We start from the raw sequence: 22785 nt of genomic DNA, 5'->3' as shown, positions 1-22785 counted from the left end.
GTGTTTTCAGCGTGTTAGCTGAAGCAACTTAAATTTGCCGCATCACTTCGGCGCAGCTGACCAGGGATGCGGGCATATCGGCATCGCAATCGTCCGAACTCTTCCGTCTCCCCTGGCATGCGAAAAGCAAAGCTAGCGCCGCCGGGAGAACGCCGGAGATTCCCTCTGCGACGTGGATGCCCTTCGCTAGCATGGAGTTGAACGGCCCGAAATTGGCCCTTTCGGTCATCGGCACATGCGCCGGTCGCTACACGGTGATGCCGATTGTCAATCTTCGCCTATGCTGAAGTACAGCTTAGAATACACCGCTCAGTTGTCATAGATTTCCATAGGATGCAGGTGAGCCGCAACGAGAATAGGATGGCGCTAGTTCGCGCAGTCTGGATCTCGAGAACAACTGCTATGCAGAGCGCTGACAGTAGCTTTCCTCGTCCTGCAGGAGAAGGCAATGACGAAGGCGTTCGACTCACCTGACAAAATCAGGTTGGAAACAATGCAAGCGGCGCGGATCATCGAAAGCGTGGTCGGCAACGCCTGGGCCGCGGATCCGGCTGGTGAAATCGTTTGGGTGAGCCCTGCGGTGCTGTCGCGGCTGGCTCTGACGCTCGATGCGTTCAGTTCACAGTTGGACGGAGGTCCCCTCGGCTGGAGGCGAATGATCCACCCGGACGACTACGAACGGTCGATAGTGCTCTGGCGCTTGTGCCTTGAGACCGGCCAGCACTTCAGCATCGAGCATCGAACTCTGCGCACAAGCGGCGCCTACGGTTGGAGCCGAACATCTGCTCAGCCCTTGCTCGATGGCGACGATCATGTCCTTGGCTGGTACGGCGCCATGATCGACATCGAAACTTCCGCCGCGACCGCGCGTTTTGCCGATGTAGCGTATGCCGCGGAGGCAGCCATAGAAGAATTGCCAAACTCTTTGAGCGGGATTCACCCCGACGACCGAACTGCGGCCGCCCATGCAGCCGCACGCGCATTCTGGACGGGTGTTCCGCAAGTGACCCGGCACAGGCAGATCCAGCCCGACGGCAAGTACCGGTGGACGGAGACCCGCGCCGAGCCCGGTTATCGCGTCAGCGTCGACATCGACGATTTGATAACGGATCGCGAGCCGCGCATGGCCGTGGCGTGCGATATCGCCTATGCCAACGATTTAGAGCCAATACGGTCTGCGAAAGCTGTCGAGAGCATATTCGGCAACGGTTGGGCATTCGATGCGCGCGGACGTTGGATCTATCTGCATCCATTTGCGCAGAGCTCGCTCGGCGTAACCCCGGAGCAACTGAACACCTCCGTTGACGATGGTCACACTGCCTGGAAGCAATTGCTGCATCCGGACGATTATGAGCGAACCGCAGCAGTATGGAATCTTTGCCTGGAAACGGGGGATGATTTCAATGTTGAGTTTCGCTTCCGCCGCGTATCTGGAAGTTATGTCTGGGCCAGAACTGCCGCACGGGCAGCCCGCGACAGCCAAGGGCGCATCGTGGGGTGGTTCGGCATCGCGCTCGACATTGATGTTTACAAGAAGACCGTGGAGCTGTTGCGTGGCCGGGAGCTGGAGCTTTCGCAGCTTGTCGACATGGTTCCGGTTCACATCAGGCGATTGGCGCCCAACGGTGAGCCCTCCTTCTTCAACAAACGCCTGCTTGATTTCTTTGGCTGGAAGGATCTCGCACAGTTGCAAACATCGGCTGGGAGCAGGCTGGTGACGGCCATGGAAAAGCTCGTCCATCCGGATGACTCTTCTCGTCTCTTGGAAGCGGTCCGCCGCTCCGTCACAACCGGCGAACCTTATGCCATGAAGTACCGTTTGCGCCGCTCGGACGGCGTGTACCGTTGGGTCGACGGTCGCGCGGCGCCGCTGCTTGACCAAGGCGGAGCCATCGTAAATTGGTATGCGATCTCGATCGACATCGATGACGAGATGCGCGCGCAGAACGCGTTGCGCGACCGCGAAAGGGAACTCCTACAGCTTGTCGACATCGTTCCCAGCCTGCTTTGGCGGCTGAACCGCGAGGGCGAGCCAACGTTTTTCAACAAGCGGCTGATGTGCTTTCTCGGCCTGGATGCGGCGACTTCCGATCAACCAGACAAGGGCCGCCTGGCGGCTGCCTTCAAGGGGGCCGTCTACCCCGATGATGCATCCGGCCTTGAGGAGGCACTGAACCGATCTGTTGCGACGGGCGAGAACTTCTCAAAAAGGTGTCGCCTGCGCCGGTCGGATGGCGTCTATCGCTGGGTTGAAAGCAGTGCCGAACCCTTGCGCGACGATGATGGACAGATCGTGCAATGGTACGGGCTATCACGTGATATCGACGATCAATTGCGCGTTGAGGAAGCGCTTCGCGAACGCGAGCGCTCGCTTTGGCAACTCGTGGAGACATTGCCGGCGATGATCGACTGCGCCTCTCCAAGCGGCGAACCGGTCTACCGCAGCCAGCAGCTGCGGGAGTTTCTCGGGTACAATCTCGAAGACTTGGACGGAACTGGAAAGTCCCGGTTGGACGGTACGCTAGATGCCGGGGTGCATCCCGACGATGTTGCGGGCGTGAAGGAGAAGTATGCGCATTCCCTGGCTACCGGGGAACCCTACGCTCGCAAGCACCGTCTACGGAGGTTCGACGGCGAGTATCGATGGGTTGAGACCAGAGCGGCTGCCATGCGCAATCTGGAGGGCACGATCATCCAATGGAACGTGATTTGCCTGGACATCGATGGCGAGGTTCAGGCGCAGGACGAATTGCGTCTTGCGCAAGAGAGGCTTTCCAGAGCCAGCCAGTCCGCGAGTCTGGCCGAGCTGTCTGCGTCAATCGCTCATGAGGTAAACCAACCATTGGCAGCGATCGTGGCCAACTCCAACGCCTGTCACCGTTGGTTGATGGCCGAACCACCCAATCTCGAGCGGGCAAAGATCACGGCCGAACGCATCATCCGTGACGCCAACTCTGCGGCAGAGGTCGTCAGTCGCATCCGCGCTCTGTTCAAACAGCGTGTCGAGCCGCAGAGCAATACCAATCTCGTGGGCGTGATCGCCGAAGCCATTCATCTCATCACAGAGGAGGCCCTGCGTCGTCGCGTCCGCGTAGACGTTGATATCGAGCGAGCCCTCCCGCACGTTTCCGTCGACGCGGTGCATATCCAACAGGTTCTGGTGAACCTCATTCGCAACGGCATGGACGCGATGGACGCCACTGTCAGCGACCGCGTCGTGAGCGTCCGGGTCCATCGCATGGGGGATCTGGTCGCGACGGAGGTCAGCGACCACGGCACCGGTGTCGAGTCTCCGGAACGAATCTTCGAATCCTTCTTTACGACGAAAGTGAACGGAATGGGTATGGGCCTGGCGATTTGTCGCTCGATCATCGAGTCGCACGGGGGGCGACTGTGGGCACAAAACAACGAACCAAACGGTGCAACCTTCACGTTTACTTTGCCGATTGAAGTGGAAGTTGCGGCATGACGAATGACGAGTACACAGTTTTCATCGTCGATGATGATGACCGGATCCGCGAGGCCCTCTGCGAGCTTTTGGCCTCACACGGTATCCGTGCGATCGCCTTCGGTTCGGCCGGAGACTACGTCAATTCAGAAAAACCGGATGCGCCGGCTTGCCTCCTGCTCGATATCGAGTTGCCAGACATCAACGGTCTGGATCTTCAAGGCGAGATCGCAACGGAAGAACATCCACCGATTGTATTCATAACCGGTCACGGAGATATCCGTTCGTCGGTTCGCGCCATAAAAGACGGCGCGGTGGACTTCCTGACCAAGCCGTTTACCGACGCGGATTTGATGGCCGCCATTCACACGGCCATTGCCCAAGACGAGAAAAGACGAGCCGAGCGCGCAGAGTTTGGGAAGCTGAGGCGACGCTATCTTGACCTGACACCGCGCGAACGAGAGGTGCTGCCGCTGGTCATAAGCGGGCTGCTCAACAAGCAGGCGGCCGCAGAACTCGGCATCAGCGAGGTAACCCTGCAGATCCACCGGCGAAATGTGATGCAGAAGATGATGGCAGGCTCTTTTGCCGACCTCGTCCGTATCGCGGAACGTTTGAAGATACCCATCACGCATGCCCGCAAGACGGGAGTGAAATCGATGGCTTTGCCGCATCGGCAGGTCGTCGCAATTGTTGACGACGATCCGAGATTGCTGGAGTCGCTCGAGGATCTGTTGGAGTCCGCCGGTTATTCGGCTCGCAGATTCTCGTCGGGCCGTTCGCTTCTTTCCGCCGGGCTACCGGGTTTGGATGCGCTCATTACGGATATCGGCATGCCGGGAATGGATGGGTTCGAACTCAGAGATATCGTAAAGGCGAACCAACCGAATCTGCCCATTTTCTTGATGACCGGACGCCACGAAATCGCCGATCAGCTGAGTGCGCAGGACCGGAGTTCTTGCTTCAGAAAACCCTTCGACGCGCAGGTCCTGCTTGCCACGCTTGCCGCCGCCTTGTGTGACCGTGAAATGGAGGGGCGCGATGAAGCTTGAGGTACCGCTCCAGCCGACGACAGATCCGCGCCCCCGCCATGAAAGCGAACGCCCGCTCGTCGTTATCGTCGATGATGCGTGACAAGACAGAGGCCATCCTGATGCAACACGCTCAAACCAACACGGACGAGCTTGCGGAACCTATCGTCTACGTCGTTGACGATGACAAGGCGATAAGGGAAGCGTTACTCGATTTGTTCACGGTGACCAAAAGGCGGGCGACTGCCTTCTCGAACGGTCCCGAGTTCTTGGAGACAGCCGACATTCAGGCGCCGGGTTGCCTTGTCCTGGATATCCGTATGCCAGGGGGCACTGGCCTCGATCTCCAGGAACACCTCCTGCTTGCCGGGAGTCGACTGCCTGTGATCTTTCTGACGGGTCGGCGATGAAGGCTGGTGCCATGGATTTCATCACCAAGCCTTTCTCCGACCATGATCTTCTCGAGGCGCTAGACCGTGCCATAAAGCTCGACGCCGAGCGCCGCAAAGTCGATGCGGAACGCGACCGGATCCAATCGTTGTTGGATACCCTTTCTCCTCGCGAGCAAGAAGTGATGTTCGCGGTGGTCAGCGGCCTTATGAACAAGCAGGTCGCGTATCAGCTCGGCATTAGCGAAATGACGGTAAAGCTCCACCGGATGAGCGTGATGCGCAAGATGCAGAGTCGCTCGCTGGCGGATCTCGTCCGGAAAACGGAGCAGCTTCGACGGAACTGAGTACCGCATAGGCGCGCAATTCGATGCAGCCGCTACCTTCAATCGCAAACTTGCCGGCCCAGTGGCAGCAGCCGTTTTCAAGGTCGAAACGTTGGCGCCGAGGAAACGCCAGGCGCGCCGATCGATTGCAACGCCTCGCCAAAGAAAAGAGGCCGCCTGCAAAGCAAGTGGCCTCTAAGTGTGCCGGCCTTCGGCAATTGTGCCGCGGGGAGGGGACTGCGGCACGAGATCATCACCTGAGTAGGGATTGCCGGCGAGTGATGATGATCGAAACTACCGCCTTTTGAGCGCCGGCATCACTATACATTCGTTTAGCGAAACCTCTCGGATTGATCGGAGAATTCGTGCGTCGAAGCTCTTTGGTGCAACGAGCAGGAGTTTCCCGCCGCCGCTGCGCCGGATCCCGTCGCTGCCAGAAGAACCCGGGATGGTGCGCGACTGACGCCATGTTGAGCTTGTCACTCAGGCCACAAGCTCACTGAAGCAGTTCGGACTTCCTTACAAGGTCGCTGAAGGAACGGGCTTGCATCTTTCTCATCGCGCTCGCGCGATGAAGCTTGACCATGATTTCGCTGATCCCCAGTTCGTATGCGGCTTGCTTGTTCATGAGACCATCCGTGACGAGCTTCATGACCTGCCGTTCACGAGGGGTAAGGCTTGCGGCGCACTCGCGGGCATGCCTTCTCCTTGCAGCCATCTCGCGCTGTTTTTTTCCTTCTTCGATAGCGGTCGTCACTGCGCTAAGCAGTTCATCCACTTCGAAAGGCTTCAAGAGAAAATCGATGGCTCCCGCCTTCATGGCGGTGACGCTTGTCGGGACGTCTCCATCGCCTGTCATAAAGACGATAGGAAGGTCGAAGCCCGCATCGGACAGCTTTCTTTGATACTCGATACCGCTCATGCCGGGTAGCTTCACATCGAGCAACAGACACCCTGCCGCCTGTGGATCGCCCCTATGATCGAAGTCGGCAGTGTCGACGAACGCTTCGGCGCGAATTCCTGAGGAATCGAAGAGTTCAAGCAAAGATGAACGAACGCGTTCATCGTCGTCGATGATGTGGACCACATCCAGGTTGGCCGTTGCCTCAATGGGTTTTGAAAACTCAGGCATGGCTTAGCTCCCTTGATCGTCAAGAACCAACACTCCCCGATTTTACCCGAAGTGGCTTCGCTGACTATAAAACGAAGGTTTGCCCCCGAACCCGGTCTCACGCCGTCCGTATTGATCGACCTTGTCGTTAGGCACCACAAAGCGAACCGCACGGCGCGACCGCCCGGAAGGTGACCTCGATGAGTTGTTCTGGAAACGCCAGCCGGGAAACGCCGATCAGGTTGCTCGCACATTCCGGCACCTCTGCTCTGTACATTTCCTTCCGGACCTTGCCAGCAGCCGCAAATGCGGCGTCGACATCGAGCACATAGAGTGTCTCTTCGACCACATCGTCGAGCGAGGCGCCGAATTCGGCCAGCACGGCGACAGCATTGGCGTAGGTCTGTCGCATCTGCTCTTCCATGCTTGAAAAATCGACCGGCCTTCCCGTCGGATCCAGCTTTGCAGGAGCGACGAGGTTGCCCGCCTTGTCGTGACTTAGTTGCCCGGAGACGTAGATGATGCCTTTGACCTGCACAGCCTGAGAATAGCCGTAGGCTTTTTCCCACGGCACGCCGAAGTTTGCGGTCATCTTTTTCGTGGAACACATGAAATCCTCCATTCTTTCCAGGTAGACGGCGGCCTCAATTCGTCACCACCCGGAGCTCAGCTCAGTTTCAGATCTAAAGTGGCGACGAGAACGAAGGCTGCAGCGAGACCCGCATATTCAAAGGATGCATTGGCCGCCTACGCATGAATGGACGGGCGCCGGAGGCGCCCGTCCTCGCACTATTCGGTGATAAAGCTGAGTATGTCCTGATTGATGACGTCAGCGTGTGTCGTCGCCATACCGTGAGGGAACCCCTTGTAGATCTTCAGGGTAGAGTTCTTCAGAAGTTGGGCGGAGCGGGGGGCGGAAATCGCCAACGGAACCACCTGGTCGTCATCGCCGTGCAGTACCAGTGCCGGCACGTCAATCATCTTGAGATCCTCGGTGAAGTCGGTCTCCGAGAAGGCCTTGACGCCCAGGTAGTGGGCATTGGCGGCTCCCATCATCCCCTGTCGCCACCAATTGTGGCTGACGGTCGCAGATGGCGTGGCGCCAGGGCGATTGAAGCCGTAGAAGGGGCCGTTGGCGATGTCGTGATAGAGTTGCGCCCTGTTGGCTGCGAGCGCCTCGCGGTAGCCGTCAAGCGCCTCGATCGGAAGCCCCTCGGGGTTGGTCGGCGTCTTCAGCATAAGCGGTGGCACAGCGCCGATCAGGACGAGCTTGGCCACACGCCCCTCGCCATGACGAGCGACGTACCGGGTCGCTTCGCCACCGCCCGTCGAATGCCCGATATGGATTGCGTTGCGCAAACCGAGATGCCTGACGAGGGAGGCTACGTCGGAAGCGTAGTGATCCATGTCATGGCCACCGCTCACCTGCTCTGATCTCCCGTGCCCACGACGGTCATGGGCAATCACGCGATAGCCTTTACCGAGGAAGAAAAGCATCTGGTTGTCCCAGTCATCCCCGCTCAACGGCCACCCGTGATGAAACACGATCGGCTGCGCGTCGCTTGGCCCCCAATCCTTGTAAAAAATCCTGGTCCCATCTCCTGTCGTTACGTATCCGTGACCGGATTGCTCGGCTGTCATGGCCATTCCTTTCTGTGCTGGTCTCGCTGCACCAAATGATGCTCTCAATCCGCGATGCTGGGCCCGCGGGTCATAGGCCCGCGACGGGTCATGTTGCTGAACGGATATCCGTTCTAACGCCCTGGCAGGAACCGTCTTCCGGCGGGACTGGCGGCTCGTGCAAGGCCTGGAGACGCTAGCATCTGGCCAACAGCGCGAAAGGTATACCTTCGTTTCGACGATCCTTTGCGGGCTGCTGCAGGTCGTCGCTATCACCTTGGGCATGTGGAGAGGCGCGCCTTGCCGGGGGAGTTCCAGTCTGTGTCACGATGGGAGCTCCCCAATCGTTTGGGCAGTCTGCTGGAGATCACGCTTGAAGGGTATCCGTCGACATTCGCAGCGCGGCGCGTTTCGCAATCTCATCACACTTCAGGCGCTGCCAGGAATATCGAGGTGCAGAGCATGGATATCGACCGCCTCTGCGACGCCGTCGATCGTGTGAAATCCGAGGCGCTCGGTCTGATCGTAGCAGCCTGCTGCCTCTACGAATTCTCCGGAGAGAAGTACGGGATAGCGCAGAGTTTTGGTGAGCGCTTCAAGCTTGAAGGTCGTGTTGACGGCAGAGCCGATCACAGTGAAGTCGAGGCGTCGTTTCGAACCGATGTTGCCATAGACCACCTCGCCCAGGTGGACCCCCATGCCGAAACGCACTTGCTCGACCACTGGCCAAAGCCGAGACGCGGTTTCGTGTCCGTCGCGAACTGCAGCGATAAGGTTTTGACAGGCATCGGCATCGTCCATGGGAAAGACGGCGAGGAGACCGTCTCCGATAAACTTGAGGATCTCGCCACCATGGTTTTCAATAGGCTCCCCGACGGCTTCGAAGAAGCTGTTCAAAATTCCGATCAGTTCGTCACGCGGGAGCCGGTCGGAAAGGCGGGTGAAGTTTCTCAAATCGCAGACAAGGATTGCGGCATCTATGGTTGCGCCAGTTCCTCTTCTGGTCGCGCCTCGCAATACTTTCTCCGAGGCATGCGACCCAACGTAGGTGTCCAGCAAAGTACGCGCCAGCTGGCTTTTCACACGTACTTCGGTGACGAGCGAGAGCCAAGGCTGAAGTGCATCGAAAAGCGCCAGTTCCTGTTCGGAGAACCCATCGCGCCGATCGGTTGCGAATGTGAGGAGATGACGTCGACCTTGCGTATGATCCAGGGGCCAGGCAGCGTAATCCGAGTGGCCCGCCTGTTTCAGTTCTTCGTAAACCGCGAAACGGTGCGGTCCCAAGATTTGCAGTTTCTGCCGGACGCGCATTCCGCTCGTGATCGCCAATTGAAATGGGCTGCGAAGAAAAGCGTCAGTGGCCTCCACGTCGTAGGCGATGGTCTGGACGTTGGCGACCGATTGTCCACGGTTCCAGGTCATTCGTGTCCCCAGCCACTGCGGGTGGTGCACGCGAAGATGAAGCGTCGCCCTGCTCAGCAAGACTCCGCAATGAACGAGTCGCCGGCAGAGCTCTGCAAACACCTTTTCTGCCAACGGCTCGTAGCGAACCCCAGCCGAGAGCCAGTGCAGGATCTGCTTGCGAAACTCGCTCGTTAGCTCAGAGCCCATGTCCTTCAGCATGCTCCCATGGTCGCACGAGAGGCGTTCCAGGATTGGCAGGCTCAGTGCTGTCCTTGGACAGACGGAAACATCTGCCGCTCCTGAACAATACGATAGCCCTGGAAACGACGGCCCATGTGTTCCGCCTGCCGAGTATCTCATGCCCGACCGCCCCAGCACGATGCAACCCGTCCAAAAGTATAGAACCAAGGCCAATGGCCGACCGCTGCCTCGTGGCGACAAAGGCGCCGTGCGGGGCAGCGATCGACCGGTTGCTCAGGTCAAGACGGTTGTCTCGTTCATTCTGACCGAAGCAGTCGGTCAGTAATCCCACCAGGCCGGAACCCAGCGGTAGAGGTCGCCGGTGGCGGCTACGCGACCGACCGACGGGAACGGCATGTGGGTGGAAACGAGCCAAGATCCGGTCTCCGCAAGCTCCCGCATGAGGCGCAGTCGAACGCGGGTCGCCTCTTCGGGGTCGTGTTCGAAGCCGTTGTGCCACTCGGGGTGGTCGAAGGAGACGGGGAACAGGGCGTCGCCGCCGAACATCAGCCGCTCGCCACCAGACGAAATGCGGACCACGCTATGCCCGGGGGTGTGGCCGCCGGTACGCGTGACGACCACGCCCGGCGCCACCTGCGACTGCTCGTCAAAAGTCCGCAGATTGCTGCGGTACGCACTGAGGAACTCGAGAGACGCTTTGCGCGCCAGATCTGCGAGCGCCGGTGGCATGGCGGTCCGCGAGAAGTCAGGCGCCTGCCAGAACCTGGTCTCTGCGGCAGACACGTGGACGCGGAGGTCCGGACGCAGCCGCTCCTTCACGCCTTCGACGAGGAGCCCGCCAACATGGTCGAAGTGCATGTGCGTCAGCACCACGTCGGTCACCGATGCGAGATCAACGCCGGCGGCTTCCAATCGATGAACGAACTGCCCGGCCCGTGGGAAGTCGGGATATTCCTCGCCGAGACCGCTGTCGAGGAGGATAGTCTGGTCGCCGCTGCGGACCACAACGGCGTTCAACGCCCAATCGAAGGCGACCTTTGACAGAAACCTGTCATCCAGCCACGCCCCCCGCTCGTCCGGGTCAGCGTTGGTGGCCATCGACTCGGCCGGCGGCGTCAGAATTCCATCACTGATCACCAGCACGTCAATCTCACCGACCCGGACCGCATAACGCGAGGGAACCAGTTCATCCGGCGCCGGTTTTTCCTGGTGGACGATTTTTCGGGGGCTTGTTTCTATGTTGGACATGATGTGCTCCTGTTTCGCAATTGAAACGTGCCGGTCAGGGCTACACCACGGAGTCTAGGTTGGAGGTTTTTGGTGGTCGAGCTACACCTGAGTATGGGCAGCTCATGCTTGGTCCTGTAAGCCGAGTTTATCATCGCAGGCCCAATGTCCAAGATCGGCGCCAGAGCGCCGATCGTGCCAGATTCAAAACTGCCGGGATGCGTCTAAGTTCGATTTCGCATCAGGCTGCGAGACGTTCGTCCGATGGTCCGAAGAACTCGTAGTGCACTCTGTCGCTCGAGACGCCCTCTCTGGCGAGCGCGGGAACGAGTGAACGAAGGAATGGTTTGGGCCCGCAGAGATAGAATTCGGCCTCGTGCACAGGCGTCTGCTTTCGAAGCCATTCAGCGGTGATGAAGCCATCAAAGTCATGAGACGACCCGGCCGCATCTTTGCTCTGAGGTTCACTGTAAAAGCTGCTGATCCTGATCTTGCCGTGAGCCTTGGCAAGCGCACGCACGTGCTGATCCATCGCATGCGTAGCGCTGTTTAGCGCGCCGTGGACGAAGTGAACTTCGAGATCGGGATGTTCCTCAACGATCGTCTCCAGCATGCTGACCATCGGCGTCAGCCCAACGCCGCCGGATAGCAACACGACTGGTGCCTCGGGCAGCTCCGGGAGGTAAAAGTCACCTGCCGGCGGTGTGACGCTCAGCACAGAACCGACTGCTGCGGTGTCGTGGAGGTACCGCGATCCACCTTGGCCCAATGCCTCCCGCTTGACCGAGATGCGGTAGAAGCTCTCGTTCGGTCCGCTCGAGATCGAATAGTTGCGCTTCATTTCGATGCCATTGTCCGGTTTGATGCGGAGTGTGAGATATTGCCCGGGTTTGTGGCGTACGACGCGGCCGCCGTCCTTGGGCTTCAGGACAAATGATGTGACGACGTCGCTTTCGCGCGTCTTCGACACGATGACGAAATCTCTCCAGCCGTTCCAGCCGCCCGATTGTTTCAAGAGTTCGTCGCGTATCTCGGCTTCACGTTCGCTAAGAATGTCTGCCAGGAACCAGTAGGCCTCGCCCCAAGCGTTCAAGATCTGTGGGGTGGCCGCGCTCCCGAGCACGTCCGCGATGGCGGCAAGAAGGGCCTTTGCCACAAACGGGTAGTGATCCGGCAGGATGTGGTAGCCGATATGCTTGTGCGCAATGCGCTCGACCACGGGTCCGAGTGCTGCGAGATTGTCGATGTTCCGGGCATAGGCAAGGATGGCGGCCGCAAGCGCATTGACCTGGGAGCCGCTTTCGCCCTGGTTGGCGTGGTTGAACAGCTCCCGAATATGATCGTCACGGAAGAGGCGCGCATACATGCTCTTTGTGATGTCGGTGCCGTGGGCCGCGAGGGCCGGGGCGCTCGCCTTCACGATCTGGATGGTCTCGGCTGAGAGGGGTTTCGGCATGATGTTTCCTTTCGATGCGGTGCACGCTGGGACGTGGGTTGGCGATCTCAGTGCACGTCTTGCTCACGCTTAAACATGCATCTTACATGCATGTATTCTGTCGAAGGAAAAGATGCTAATGAAATGCATGTTTTTGAACCGGGCTTTTTGACGCAGGCGGGCGATGAGGCTAACGAAATACACGGACTATGCGATGCGCCTCATGATCTATCTGGGCTCGCGACCATCGGGATTGAGCTCGATCCGCGAAATATCGGACGCCTTCTCGGTCTCGCAAAATCACATGATGAAGGTTGTGCAGGATCTGGCGAGCGCAGGATTTCTCGAGTCCGTACGCGGCCGCAACGGAGGCATTCGTCTCGCGCGACCGGCGAACGAAATAGGCCTTGGCGCTCTGCTGAGACATACGGAGGTGTTGACCGACCTGATTGATTGCGAAGGGTGCCGCATAGCTCCCGCCTGTACGCTACCCGTCGTCCTTTCCGAAGCCACAGCTGCCTTCGTATCGGTTTTCGACAAGTACACTCTGGCCGATCTGATCGGGAGACGTTCGGCCCTCGGCGAGCTCTTGGGCTTCAGAGCCGGAGATCACCAAAGCCAGCCCCTGGCGTGAGAGCACTGAAGGGGCTCACTGCTTCTGCGCTAAGGCGTGTCGGATAGATGCCGCGAAGCGAATGGCAGAGCGTGCACCCACCACAACGGCGATCGGCAATACCGTTCGCCCGAGCGGGCCCTAAACCTTGGTTTGGGAGGCCCAGCCCGGATCGCGATGTTACCCTCCTGGCAGTCCGAAGCAGGAGAACGGAAATGCAAATGCTGAAACATGCTGTTTTCGTCATGGTCGGGTTCAATGTTTCGCTCGCCGCATGGCTCTCGATCCACATGCTCTATGACCCGGAAGGGTGGTACTACTTCATCCGGGGTCATCGATACGGGCTTCTACAACCAGCATTTCATTCGTGACATCGGCATCATCCAAGGGTTCGTCGCTCTTGCATTTGCGATCGGCTGGTTCAGGCCGGATCGGCGAGTTGAACTTTGGGGAGCAGCCACTCTCTGGCTGATCGCACACGGCATCTTTCACCTGTGGGAAGTGGCCGTCGGGATATGCTCTGCCTCCGTCATTCTGAGGGATTTCCCGGCCGTGAGCTTGCCGGCACCCTTCGGTATTGCCGCGACCGCCTGGGCGTGGGTACAGGGGCAGCAGCCGGCCTCGTTGCGAAATCCGAACGAAGCGGTGCTTTGAGCCCGTGCTCCCGAGTGTGGGCAGGATGGCGCGCTACGCACCGTCCATCAACTCCTGCGCTGCTGCAATTGGCGGCGCACCAGCGAAACGCTCACGACACCGCCCTTTCGTCGGCCTGACCTGGGCTTGGGGTTGCAGGGTGCCTGGCTTGCGGTGGGGAGTTCTTCCGTTGCCAGTGCGGCAAATCCGTTTCGCCGTGTCTTCGCGCCACCTCCGCAACCGGTGGCGATCCGGATGGGCTATGCGTCTGCGACCAATGCCGGACGCGCGGTCGTTGACGCAGGTGCGACAACAGCAAGGGTGGCCGAGGTGTTCCGCGACCGGGTCGCCATCTCACGCACAAGAAAAGTCCCCATGCGCCTGAGGCGGCTGAGCCGCTCGATCCAGATAGGCACTGTCTACACATCCGTCCCGGGATCTAATGCCTCCATAGAGGCAAACCACCAGGCCTGCCGCAACGGGCAATTGCCGTCCAGAATCCTAAACCAGTGTTTGGGTTGTTGGCGAAGTGCGCGGTGTATAGCACTCCTGGTGTAAATAACGCTGGATAAGAGATTGGCTTTAACGGCGAAAATCTCGAATAAAGTACATGGAGTTGAAATGAAAAATAAAGTTCCGAGCACGTGGTTGGAGCTGACTAATCTTGTCATCGGGTTCGGGTTTCTTTGTGCGGCTTTCGCATTTGTGGAGTCCGCGCCTGCCTTGTGGAGTGGAGTAATCGTTGGCTCCATTATCACTTCGTGCTCGATTGTGGCGCTCTACCACTATCAGGATTGGGCGGAGTGGACCAATCTGTTCACCGGATTCTGGGCCGTCATTGCCCCTCTCGTCCTTGGCTTTGGATCTACGGCGGCGCCGATGTGGACCCACGTCTTGGTGGGGCTTTGCGTTGCGACGGTTGCCACCATGCAGCTGCGCGCGAGCCGCAGGTCGCGATAGCTCCAAAGCAAGACTGTCGCTATGCTGCCGGGGTCAACAGTACGTCGGCCATGGTGCACCAGACCTATCGGGCACGGTTGACGCGTGCTTCCGAGCGCGATCACTGGCTGAAGTAGCGATGCCGATGACGTCGAGGTGCTGCTCCCAACGCGACCTCCTCGTCACGGCGCAGCCGGTGGTCCTTCGCCGCCTTCAGGCAGGATGGCTATGCGCTTCACCAAGGGCCGATACAGGCGAGGCCACCGGCTCTATTTCCCCAGTACATCAGCCGGATTAAAATAGAGACGATAGTCGTTGCGAGTAGGGCGCTTGCTCGGCTGGTTAGCCTGTAAATAGATGTCACCGGATTGGTGCAGTATTTACAGTCTCGCCGGTCCTGAGTTTGCCGTCGAGAATACGTGCCCGAAGTGCGGACGAGGCGCCTACTTTCTCCAACAGGAGTAGCCAATGATACCCGCCTGGTCAGATCGCCCCGGCCCCCAATACCTGGGGCTGTTTGTCGCCGCCTACTTCGCGGCCGCCGGATTTGCGCAGTTGCTTGCAATCGTACCGGGCACTGGCATCTCGATATGGCCTCCAAGTGGGCTCTTCATTGCGACGCTCGTCTATTCTCACACGCTGAACCGGCCGTGGTGGATCATCGCAGGCCTTCTCGCGGAACTCTTGGCCAACGCGCTTTGGTTCCACAACCCACTGCCTGCCGCCATGCTGATCTACACTGGCAATGCTCTCGAAGCGGCGGCGGGCGCATGGCTCATAAGAAGGACCTGCGGGTGGCCGGTTCGCATGGAATCGGTTCAGGACGTGCTTGCAATTGTCGTCATGGGTGCCGGGCTGGCCCCGCTGATCAGCGCGACTGTGGGAAGCGCGACATTGGCCTGGTTCAACATGCAGGCGTTCGCGACGGCCTGGCCCTTGTGGTGGATAGGGGATGCAACAGGGGTCTTGATCGTCGCGCCGCTCGCGCTCGTCCTGTTCCAGAGCTGGCGAGGCGAGGCGCCGCTTTCCGCTACCCGATGGCTGGAAGCTTTTGTTCTGGGATTGATTTTTCTCGGTGTCGCCGGGCTTTCCTTAAGCGGCTATCTGGCCTTCGCCTACATCATCATGCCGCCACTTCTTTGGGCGGCCGTGCGCTTTGAATTCAAAGGAGCGGTTGTCGCCCTGGCCCTTCTCGCGCTCGTCACGGCCGCATTCACGCTATCCGGCGTCAGCCAGTTTGCGGGTGACCCGGACTCGCAACGGCACAAACAGGTGATGCTGCAGTTGTTTCTTGTAATTTCGGCCTTCTCTGCGTTGATCGTGGCCGCGATCTCGCGGCAGTATCACCTGGCGGCGCAGACACTGCGTCAAAGCGAGCGCTCGCTGAGGCAACTGATCGATACAGTCCCCGCGCTCCTTTGGCGGCTGGCGGCCGACGGAGAGCCGACCTTCTTCAACAAGCACATGGTTGATTTCGTCGGACAGGAGGTGGTCAATTTCGACACATCCGGAATGAGCCGACTGGCGGCCTTCACGCGAATGCTGGTGCACCCTGAGGACCAGGAGCGCGTGTCGGAAGCATTCAACACGTCGCTCGCAAGCGGTGAGCGTCTCTCCCTCAGGTATCGCGTGCGACGCGCCGACGGAGGCTATCGCTGGATTGAGTCTCGCGCAGAGCCGATGCGGGATGCCGATGGCAGGATCATCCAATGGTACGGTGTGAGCGTTGACACCGACGACGAGGTCCGCGCACAGGAGGCTTTGCGCAGTCGAGAGCGGGAACTCTCCCAGTTGGTCGATATGGTTCCGGGGCTGCTTTGGCGCCTGGACCCGACGGGCGAGCCGGTCTTCTTCAGCAGACGCATGATCGATTTCTTCGGGCTCGACGCCGGGCAGCAAGGATTGCTCGATCCGAGTTGGCTGGCGTCTTTCATGCAAACCATCATCCACCCTGATGACGCTCACCGTCTCGGTGAAGCGCTCCGCCACTGCTATGCCACCGGAGAGAGTTTCGCGATGCGGTACCGACTTCGTCGTGCGGACGGCGCCTATCGTTGGGTGTCGGGTCGCGCCGAGCCTCTTCGAGACGACAACGGACAGGTCCTTCAATGGTACGGCCTCGCCCATGACATTCACGATCAGGTGCAAGCCGAGGAGGCCCTGCGCCGCAACGAACGGCAGCTCCAACAAATCATCGACGCCGTGCCGGCCAACATCTGGAGTTGGACCCCAGAAGGTGAGATGTCCTACGTCAGCAAGCGATATTTGGACTACCTCGGCCTGGCCGAAGCCAAACCTGACGATTTCGCGGGCGTCGCTCAGCAACTCGTCCACGCCGATGATGCTCCCGAAGTACAGCGCACCGCAGCAGTCTGCCTGAAGACCGGGGAAGCCTTTACCATGCGTTACCGCCGTCGCGAGAAAGACGGAACCTATCGCTGGATGGAGGGCAGATGCGAACCGCTGCGCGATCGCGACGGTACGATCGTGCAATGGTATGGTGTATCGCTCGACATTGACGATCAGGTGAGATCACGGGAGGAGCTGAGCCTGGCGCAGGAGAATCTCGTCCGCGCAAGTCAGGCCGCCAGCCTTGCTGAACTTTCGGCATCGATAGCGCATGAGGTGGGCCAGCCGCTGACAGCCTTGGCCTCCAGTGCGGATGCTTGCCAGCGATGGCTTTCGGCGCAGCCGCCAAACCTTGACCGCGCGAGGCTGGCTTTGGAGCGCATCATTTCCAGTACGAGGTCCGCGGCTGAGGTGGTCAGCCGGGTCCGAGCGCTGTTCCGGCATTCCGAAGCCAGCCGAAGCCCGACTGAGCTCGGCCGTCTGCTTTCAGAGGCACGCGATCTGATGGCCGAGGATGCATCGCGCCGTCGAGTTCACATGGAGGTCGATGTCGGGAGCGACATTCCGTCTCTTGTTTGTGACCGCGTGCAGATTCAGCAGGTGCTGATCAACCTCATTCGCAACGGCATGGAGGCGATGGACGCAGTCTCGGGCAAGCGCGTGCTGAAGGTACAGGCGCGGTCGGCGGGGAGCGAAATCCTAGTCGAAATCCGGGACCGTGGACCGGGCATCGAATTTCCTGACAAGATCTTCGAGCCGTTCTTCACGACGAAAGGGCAGGGGATGGGCATGGGGCTGGCGATCTGTCGTTCGATTGTCGAGTCCCACGGTGGAAGGTTGTGGGCAGAAAAGGGCGAGCCCGAAGGCACGAAGTTCACCTTCACGCTCCCAACCGGAAGTTCCGCAGGGCTCTAGCGCAATGACGCAAGCAGGCGGCGGCTGCCCTGCAGCGCCAGGGCATCTTGGTGCGTCTCACCCAAACGTAACGACATGGCGCAGCGAGAAACGACTTTGCCTCGATATCAAGGACGCAACTAAACGGAAGTATAGGTCTGTTCGTCATCGAAAGGTTTAAACTTCACGTGGCGTCAGAAGGTCCATGTGCAGCGGCAATATCGGAAATGAGGAAAAGAAACGAAAGGCTCGTGGTTCGGCCACTCAGGAACTATCATCGAAAATCCTTGAGGATCCCAAAGTTGCTGCTGGTGTCGTTGTTGATGACTTACCTTACGACGACATGGTCAAGTGAAGGGGAAAGAGAAGGGCGCGTGGGGAGCGCCGCTATTGGGGCAAAAGGTGCGTCCAACGAGAACATCCTTTACGTGACCGACAGGGCACCAATGACGTCCGACGGCGGTGCACTTTCCTACAGTTCGGTCCGGGCGCGCTCAATGAGCTTCGGTTCGGTGGCTCTCGCTGCGGGGCAATCCGTTGCGCAAGCCGGCGGGAACAGACGCGGTGTCGCGCCGCTCAACGTCTCAGAGATTACCAAACTCGGTGAATTTCCACCGTCGCCATACCAGATCGAGCTGACAGCCGACGGTCCACGCCGACACCGGGCAACGGTCGATGCCCACCTCAAGGCAGCCGCGACGTTGCAGGATGAAGTCAGCGCCCGTTTAGCGAAGGCGAAGCGCAAGGAGGTCGTGATTTTCGTCCACGGCTACAACAACAGCTTCGACGATGCGGCGGTAACGGCGGGCCGGTTTTGCGCTCTCCTGTCGAGGGATTTTGTGTGCGTCCTGCTTTCCTGGCCGGCAGGCGGTTCCGGTGGTGCCCTTTATGGCTACAACATCGACCGCGAGTCCGGCGAGTTCGCTGTCGCCGACTTGAAGAAGGCCATTCGTATCATTTCCGCGACCCGACAGGTGGAAGATGTTCATCTGATCGCCCACAGCAGAGGTGCGGATGTCCTTTTGTCGACTCTTCAGCATCTGGGTATGGAGGCCTACTCCACACGATCGTCTCCTGGTGAGCGCTACAAGATCAGCAACGTCGTGTTGTTCGCTCCGGATATCGATCTGGATATCGCCGCGACCAAACTGTTCGGATTTGTGTCCGATCCGGATGCGCCGCACGGGGCGGTCGCAGAGCCTTATGATGTTTTGCCGCGGATAGGACCGTTGCATCTGACGATCTACTCCTCGCCCACTGATATGGTGCTCGCGCTGTCACGCGGGCTCTTTGGAAGTGTTGCTCGGCTCGGGCGGTTGACGCGCGATAGCATCAGTGCCGAGGAAGCGGGTGCCAATCCGCTCTGGCGGAATTTGCATCTTACCGGTGTCGCGGACTTCATCGAATATGACGGAAGAGCCGGCTTTGGCGGGCATAGTTACTTTCTGAGCGACCCCGCGATCGAAAGGGACATCATTGCGTTGCTTCGCGATCGCCGCAAGGCCGGGCACCCGGACAGGCCATTGATCGAGATAAGGCGTCCGTTCTGGAGGATTTCCACGGACGAAGCAGCGCCTGGCCAATGATGCGGGCCGTCTTTCCCGGCTAACAAAAATGAAGGCGGCCCGGTATCCCGCTAGCTTTCACGTCGCGGTCGAATTCCGTTCAGGACGACGTCAACTGCGGAGAGAACGGAAACGTTTGCAGGTTCGGGATGGATGCCGACGATCGCCTGGAGAAGGTTGTCGCGGATCATGCCGACAAAATGACGGGAAACCTGCAGGCAATTGTCGGAGCGGATTTCGCCCCGTTCTTTTGCGGCTTCCAAGACTTCTGCAAGCCGCGATGTTGCGCGCCCGGGCCCTTGCTCATGGAACACCTTTACGAGACCCGGGAAGCGATGCGCTTCGCTAATTGCGATGCGGTAGAGGCCGATCACGCTGGGCGACATGTAGAGGTCCATAAGTTGCTTGCCGAACACCGTCAGCGTTTCCTCCAGGTCATGTCCTTCAATTTGCTCTACGTCCAGCGTTGACAGAAGTTGATCTGCGCTTTGGTTGACGATGGCGGCAAACAGCCCCTCTTTGTTGCCGAACTCATTGTAAATGTTTCGCTTTGACCCGCCGGCGCGTTCGATAATCGCGTCAATGCTGGTTGCAGCGTAACCTTGCTCGAAAAATACCTCAGCGGCCGCGCGAAGAAGGGCTTCGCGGCGGGCTTTCGGTCGCGCCAAACTGATTTCGGCCAAAGTCTGTCACCTCCTCCGACAACGGGCTCTTGACTGGTAATGGCAATTACCATAGACGTCAATGGTAACGGATATTACCAGGGGCGGCGATGCTGACTTCCAATAGAAAACGCCGAGAGCCCTCGATCGGTGTCGATCGATCAGGCGCTGCAGCAAATGTTGCTGAACTTTCTGCGTCCATTGCACACGAGGTAAGTCACCCGTTGACGACTGTGCTTACGTCTTCGAACGCCTGCCGAAGGTGGCTCACAACAAATCCTCCCAACATCGAGCGGGCGCTGCTGTCGATAGAGCGCATCACCCGTGCAGCGAACACGGCCCGCGATGTGGTGAACCACATCCGGGTTCTCTCGAGACAACCTGCAGAGACGCGGGATCTGACAGCGCTCGCGGGTCTTGTCGAAGACGCCCGTGATCTCATGGTCGACGAGGCGTCGCGATACTCTGCCCAGATGGAGCTGGAGGTTGAAGCCGATCTCCCCCGCGTCGCGGTCGATCGGATCCAGATCCGACAAGTTCTCATCAACCTTATTCGCAACGGCCTGGAGGCGATGGAGTTCGTTGCACGCAGCAGGATCTTGAGGTTGTCGGTGGGGCGCTCCGACGACACTGTCCAGATCGCGGTCAGTGACCGCGGCATCGGTCTGGAGTTTCCAGACAAGATCTTCGAACCATTCTTTACAACGAAATTTCAGGGCATGGGGATGGGATTGGCGATCTGCCGCACGATCGCGGACGCTCACGGGGGACGTCTTTTCGCGAAGCAGAACGAGCCGCATGGAACCACGTTTGTGTTCGCGCTGCCGTTTGAGCCAGCGTCGCTCGCCCGAAGTGTTTGAGTAAGCCGGGTCAATCGACAAGTCCGAGTGTTTACCGCACTTAGGGGGTCGTCGATACCGGCGTCTGGTTGAGGTCGCTTTCTCAGCGGGTTGGTGGTCGGGGAAAGTGCCGGGAATGGCTAGCCCTTGCGTCGCTCAACAAGCCAGCATGCTGTCGTGGGCAATCGGGACGCCGAAGTACCTGCTTTCAGGATCGCTGACGATGCGCCTTGGATCCTCATCGGCTGCGAGAAGCATTCTTCCAAGGTCGTCGAGTTGCCAGATCTCCGGCCCTGCGATCTCGACGAAGCTGTCCCCTGTGCCTTCCTCAACAGATCGGATCAGGAAGTGGACGACATCGTCTGCAGCGATGGGCCTTATGAGGGTAGATGGAAGCAACAGGTCGTCGTCGATCGGATTCATGACTGTGACACTTTGAAGGAACTCGAAAAACTGTGTCGAGCGGACAACCGTGATGGATAACGGTGAGGCTCTGGCAATGTTCTCCTGGACGAGCTTTGCCCGGAAGTAGTCGTTTTCCACCAGCCGGTCCGTGCCCACGACCGAAAGAACGATGTGGCGCTGCACGCCGGCCTCGACGGCTGCGGCGACGAGATTGCGCCCCGCCGCGCGAAAGAAATGCAGCGCGTTGACATCTCCGAAGGCGCCCGCATTGCTGACATCAACTATGGCCTCCACGTCCTCGAGCGATTGGCGAAGCCCCTGTCCAGTGACAGCGTCGACGCCAAATGTCGGCGAGACAGCGATGACCTCGTGCCCGCGGGCGATCAGTTCCGATGTGACGCGCGAGCCGATGAAGCCGCTCGCACCTATGACTGCAATTCGCATCGTGGTGTTCCTTTTGGAAGAGCTCGACTAAGCCGACGCTTTCGATCCAGGCATCAGAAATCCGGCCTCAAACCGGGTCGACAACATCACCAGAGGTTTTCCTTCCCGCAGTTCGAGCACGCGCAGCGCCAGTCGGTGAGCTGGCAATACTGTGTGCGCAACGGCGAAAAGCACTTTGCAGACTGAAAACATGGCGGGGAATTGAACTGAAGTTTAGGTTCCCAGCCCTTCGCACCCAAACTGGTGGTGAGGTCAACAATGACCGCCGCGGCACTTTGCAAACAATCCCGTGCGCCCACGGGTTGCCAGGGCGCTCAAAGGTGGCCGGGGCGAAGTCGGGGATGATCAAGCGACATGGCGATCGACCGTCATTTTCGGCAGACGCCCTGTTCGAAGAAGGCGCCGGCCGATCTGTACCATGGTATAGGTTCGAGTGACGGTCTGCTGTGCTATTTGAACCGAACCCTGACGACTGTGGGCTCGGCGTCGAAGGCACGACTATCACACAGGGCTGAAGAAAAAGCGGTTGGCCATAGGTCCCGCCCTCCGCGTGAAATCGGAAGCACCAGGAAGCGCAATGCCGAAGCAACCTGACATCGCGGGAAACCTCGATCCGATTGTCTATGTCATCGATGATGACCCGGAGATTCGTGACGCGCTGCTTGACCTGTTGGCCGCCAGCAACAAACGGGCAGCCGCCTTTGCCAGCGGCAAGGAGTTCCTGGAAAGGGCCCATATCGATGCGGCCGGGTGCGTTCTCGTAGACTTCAGAATGCCAGGGCTGAATGGACTGGATCTTCAGGATCAGTTGGCGACGATGGGCAGCAATCTGCCGGTGATTTTTTTGACGGCTTTCGCAGACATACCAACCAGTGTACGAGCGATGAAAGCTGGTGCCGCCGATTTCATAACCAAGCCGTTCGACAGTTCGGTACTTCTTGATGCGATCGAGAACGCCATCGAGCTCAATCGCGAGCAACGGAAACACTCTGCGGAAAAAGACCATATAGACGAACTCATGGGTTCTCTCACCCCGCGCGAAAACGAAGTGATGCAGGCCGTCGTTCGTGGCCTGATGAACAAGCAGATCGCCTTCGAGCTTGGGATCAGCGAGATGACGGTCAAGCTCCACCGCATGAGCCTCATGCGGAAAATGCAGGTCAGATCATTGGCGGAGTTGGTGCGGACGGTCGAGCACGCGCGGCGCTGAAGGTGCCGTGTATCAACCGAAGACCCGGACGACTGTGACG

At 59.1% G+C, this 22785-nt stretch carries 17 protein-coding genes and 2 pseudogenes; 11 read left to right on the top strand and 8 right to left on the bottom strand.

Features of this window, described 5'->3' with window-relative positions; genetic code table 11:
- Positions 1–448 precede the first annotated feature (448 nt).
- The 4 genes and pseudogenes from PWG15_RS28185 (at position 449) to PWG15_RS28170 (ending at position 5215) form a co-directional block, all read left to right on the top strand.
- Entirely contained in the window at positions 449–3469 is a 3021-nt protein-coding gene (locus tag PWG15_RS28185; protein WP_275024803.1) for a PAS domain-containing protein, read from the top strand.
- Positions 3466–4098 (top strand): annotated as a pseudogene (locus tag PWG15_RS28180) (response regulator transcription factor); the annotation flags it as partial. The gene PWG15_RS28185 and the pseudogene PWG15_RS28180, both read left to right, overlap by 4 nt.
- Before the next feature lie 9 nt (positions 4099–4107).
- The gene (locus PWG15_RS28175) at positions 4108–4500 is read left to right on the top strand and encodes a response regulator (protein WP_275027236.1); all 393 of its coding nucleotides are present in this window, start codon (positions 4108–4110) and stop codon (positions 4498–4500) included.
- 101 nt (positions 4501–4601) lie between these two features.
- Positions 4602–5215, top strand: a pseudogene (locus PWG15_RS28170) (response regulator transcription factor).
- A gap of 475 nt (positions 5216–5690) precedes the next feature.
- Here PWG15_RS28170 and PWG15_RS28165 read toward each other — a convergent pair.
- The 6 genes from PWG15_RS28165 to hmpA all read right to left on the bottom strand — a co-directional run bounded on the left by PWG15_RS28165 (position 5691) and on the right by hmpA (position 12213).
- Positions 5691–6326, bottom strand: coding sequence for a response regulator transcription factor (locus PWG15_RS28165; RefSeq protein WP_275024802.1), 636 nt, complete (start codon positions 6324–6326; stop codon positions 5691–5693).
- Positions 6327–6453: 127 nt separating this feature from the next.
- Positions 6454–6927 carry a RidA family protein gene (locus PWG15_RS28160; protein ID WP_275024801.1) on the bottom strand — a complete coding sequence of 158 codons (474 nt, stop codon included), beginning with the start codon at positions 6925–6927 and terminating at the stop codon, positions 6454–6456.
- Positions 6928–7094: 167 nt separating this feature from the next.
- Positions 7095–7946 carry an alpha/beta fold hydrolase gene (locus PWG15_RS28155; RefSeq protein ID WP_275024800.1) on the bottom strand — a complete coding sequence of 284 codons (852 nt, stop codon included), beginning with the start codon at positions 7944–7946 and terminating at the stop codon, positions 7095–7097.
- A gap of 408 nt (positions 7947–8354) precedes the next feature.
- Complete coding sequence (locus PWG15_RS28150) at positions 8355–9548, bottom strand: adenylate/guanylate cyclase domain-containing protein (RefSeq protein WP_275024799.1); 1194 nt, start codon at positions 9546–9548, stop codon at positions 8355–8357.
- A gap of 300 nt (positions 9549–9848) precedes the next feature.
- Entirely contained in the window at positions 9849–10778 is a 930-nt protein-coding gene (locus PWG15_RS28145; protein WP_275024798.1) for an MBL fold metallo-hydrolase, read from the bottom strand.
- A gap of 220 nt (positions 10779–10998) precedes the next feature.
- The gene (gene hmpA, locus PWG15_RS28140) at positions 10999–12213 is read right to left on the bottom strand and encodes an NO-inducible flavohemoprotein (protein ID WP_275024797.1); all 1215 of its coding nucleotides are present in this window, start codon (positions 12211–12213) and stop codon (positions 10999–11001) included.
- 193 nt (positions 12214–12406) lie between these two features.
- Here hmpA and PWG15_RS28135 point away from each other — a divergent pair, with 193 nt between their 5' ends.
- The 5 genes from PWG15_RS28135 (at position 12407) to PWG15_RS28115 (ending at position 19206) form a co-directional block, all read left to right on the top strand.
- Positions 12407–12826 carry an Rrf2 family transcriptional regulator gene (locus PWG15_RS28135; protein WP_342457059.1) on the top strand — a complete coding sequence of 140 codons (420 nt, stop codon included), beginning with the start codon at positions 12407–12409 and terminating at the stop codon, positions 12824–12826.
- A gap of 276 nt (positions 12827–13102) precedes the next feature.
- Positions 13103–13459, top strand: a complete 357-nt coding sequence (locus PWG15_RS28130) for a hypothetical protein (protein WP_275024795.1) — start codon at positions 13103–13105, stop codon at positions 13457–13459.
- Positions 13460–14059: 600 nt separating this feature from the next.
- Positions 14060–14398 (top strand): SPW repeat protein, encoded by a 339-nt coding sequence (locus PWG15_RS28125; protein WP_275024794.1) that lies wholly within the window; start codon positions 14060–14062, stop codon positions 14396–14398.
- Positions 14399–14845: 447 nt separating this feature from the next.
- Entirely contained in the window at positions 14846–17641 is a 2796-nt protein-coding gene (locus tag PWG15_RS28120; protein ID WP_275024793.1) for a sensor histidine kinase, read from the top strand.
- 290 nt (positions 17642–17931) lie between these two features.
- Positions 17932–19206, top strand: a complete 1275-nt coding sequence (locus tag PWG15_RS28115; RefSeq protein WP_275027235.1) for an alpha/beta hydrolase — start codon at positions 17932–17934, stop codon at positions 19204–19206.
- A 50-nt stretch (positions 19207–19256) separates the two neighbouring features.
- On the opposite strand, the gene PWG15_RS28110 is transcribed toward PWG15_RS28115, so the two are convergent.
- Positions 19257–19868, bottom strand: coding sequence for a TetR/AcrR family transcriptional regulator (locus PWG15_RS28110; RefSeq protein ID WP_275024792.1), 612 nt, complete (start codon positions 19866–19868; stop codon positions 19257–19259).
- Between the two features lie 212 nt (positions 19869–20080).
- Here PWG15_RS28110 and PWG15_RS28105 point away from each other — a divergent pair, with 212 nt between their 5' ends.
- On the top strand, positions 20081–20707 hold the full coding sequence (locus tag PWG15_RS28105) for a sensor histidine kinase (protein WP_275027233.1): 627 nt from the start codon (positions 20081–20083) through the stop codon (positions 20705–20707).
- Positions 20708–20842: 135 nt separating this feature from the next.
- On the opposite strand, the gene PWG15_RS28100 is transcribed toward PWG15_RS28105, so the two are convergent.
- Positions 20843–21535, bottom strand: a complete 693-nt coding sequence (locus tag PWG15_RS28100; protein WP_275024791.1) for an SDR family oxidoreductase — start codon at positions 21533–21535, stop codon at positions 20843–20845.
- 577 nt (positions 21536–22112) lie between these two features.
- Between PWG15_RS28100 and PWG15_RS28095 the strand changes: the two genes are divergently transcribed.
- On the top strand, positions 22113–22745 hold the full coding sequence (locus tag PWG15_RS28095; protein ID WP_275024790.1) for a response regulator transcription factor: 633 nt from the start codon (positions 22113–22115) through the stop codon (positions 22743–22745).
- Positions 22746–22785: the final 40 nt, after the last annotated feature.

Source organism: Ensifer adhaerens (assembly GCF_028993555.1).
Classification (GTDB): Bacteria; Pseudomonadota; Alphaproteobacteria; order Rhizobiales; family Rhizobiaceae; genus Ensifer; species Ensifer adhaerens_I.
Note: the sequence above shows the minus strand (reverse complement) of the source record. Positions and strands in the feature narration are given on the sequence as shown.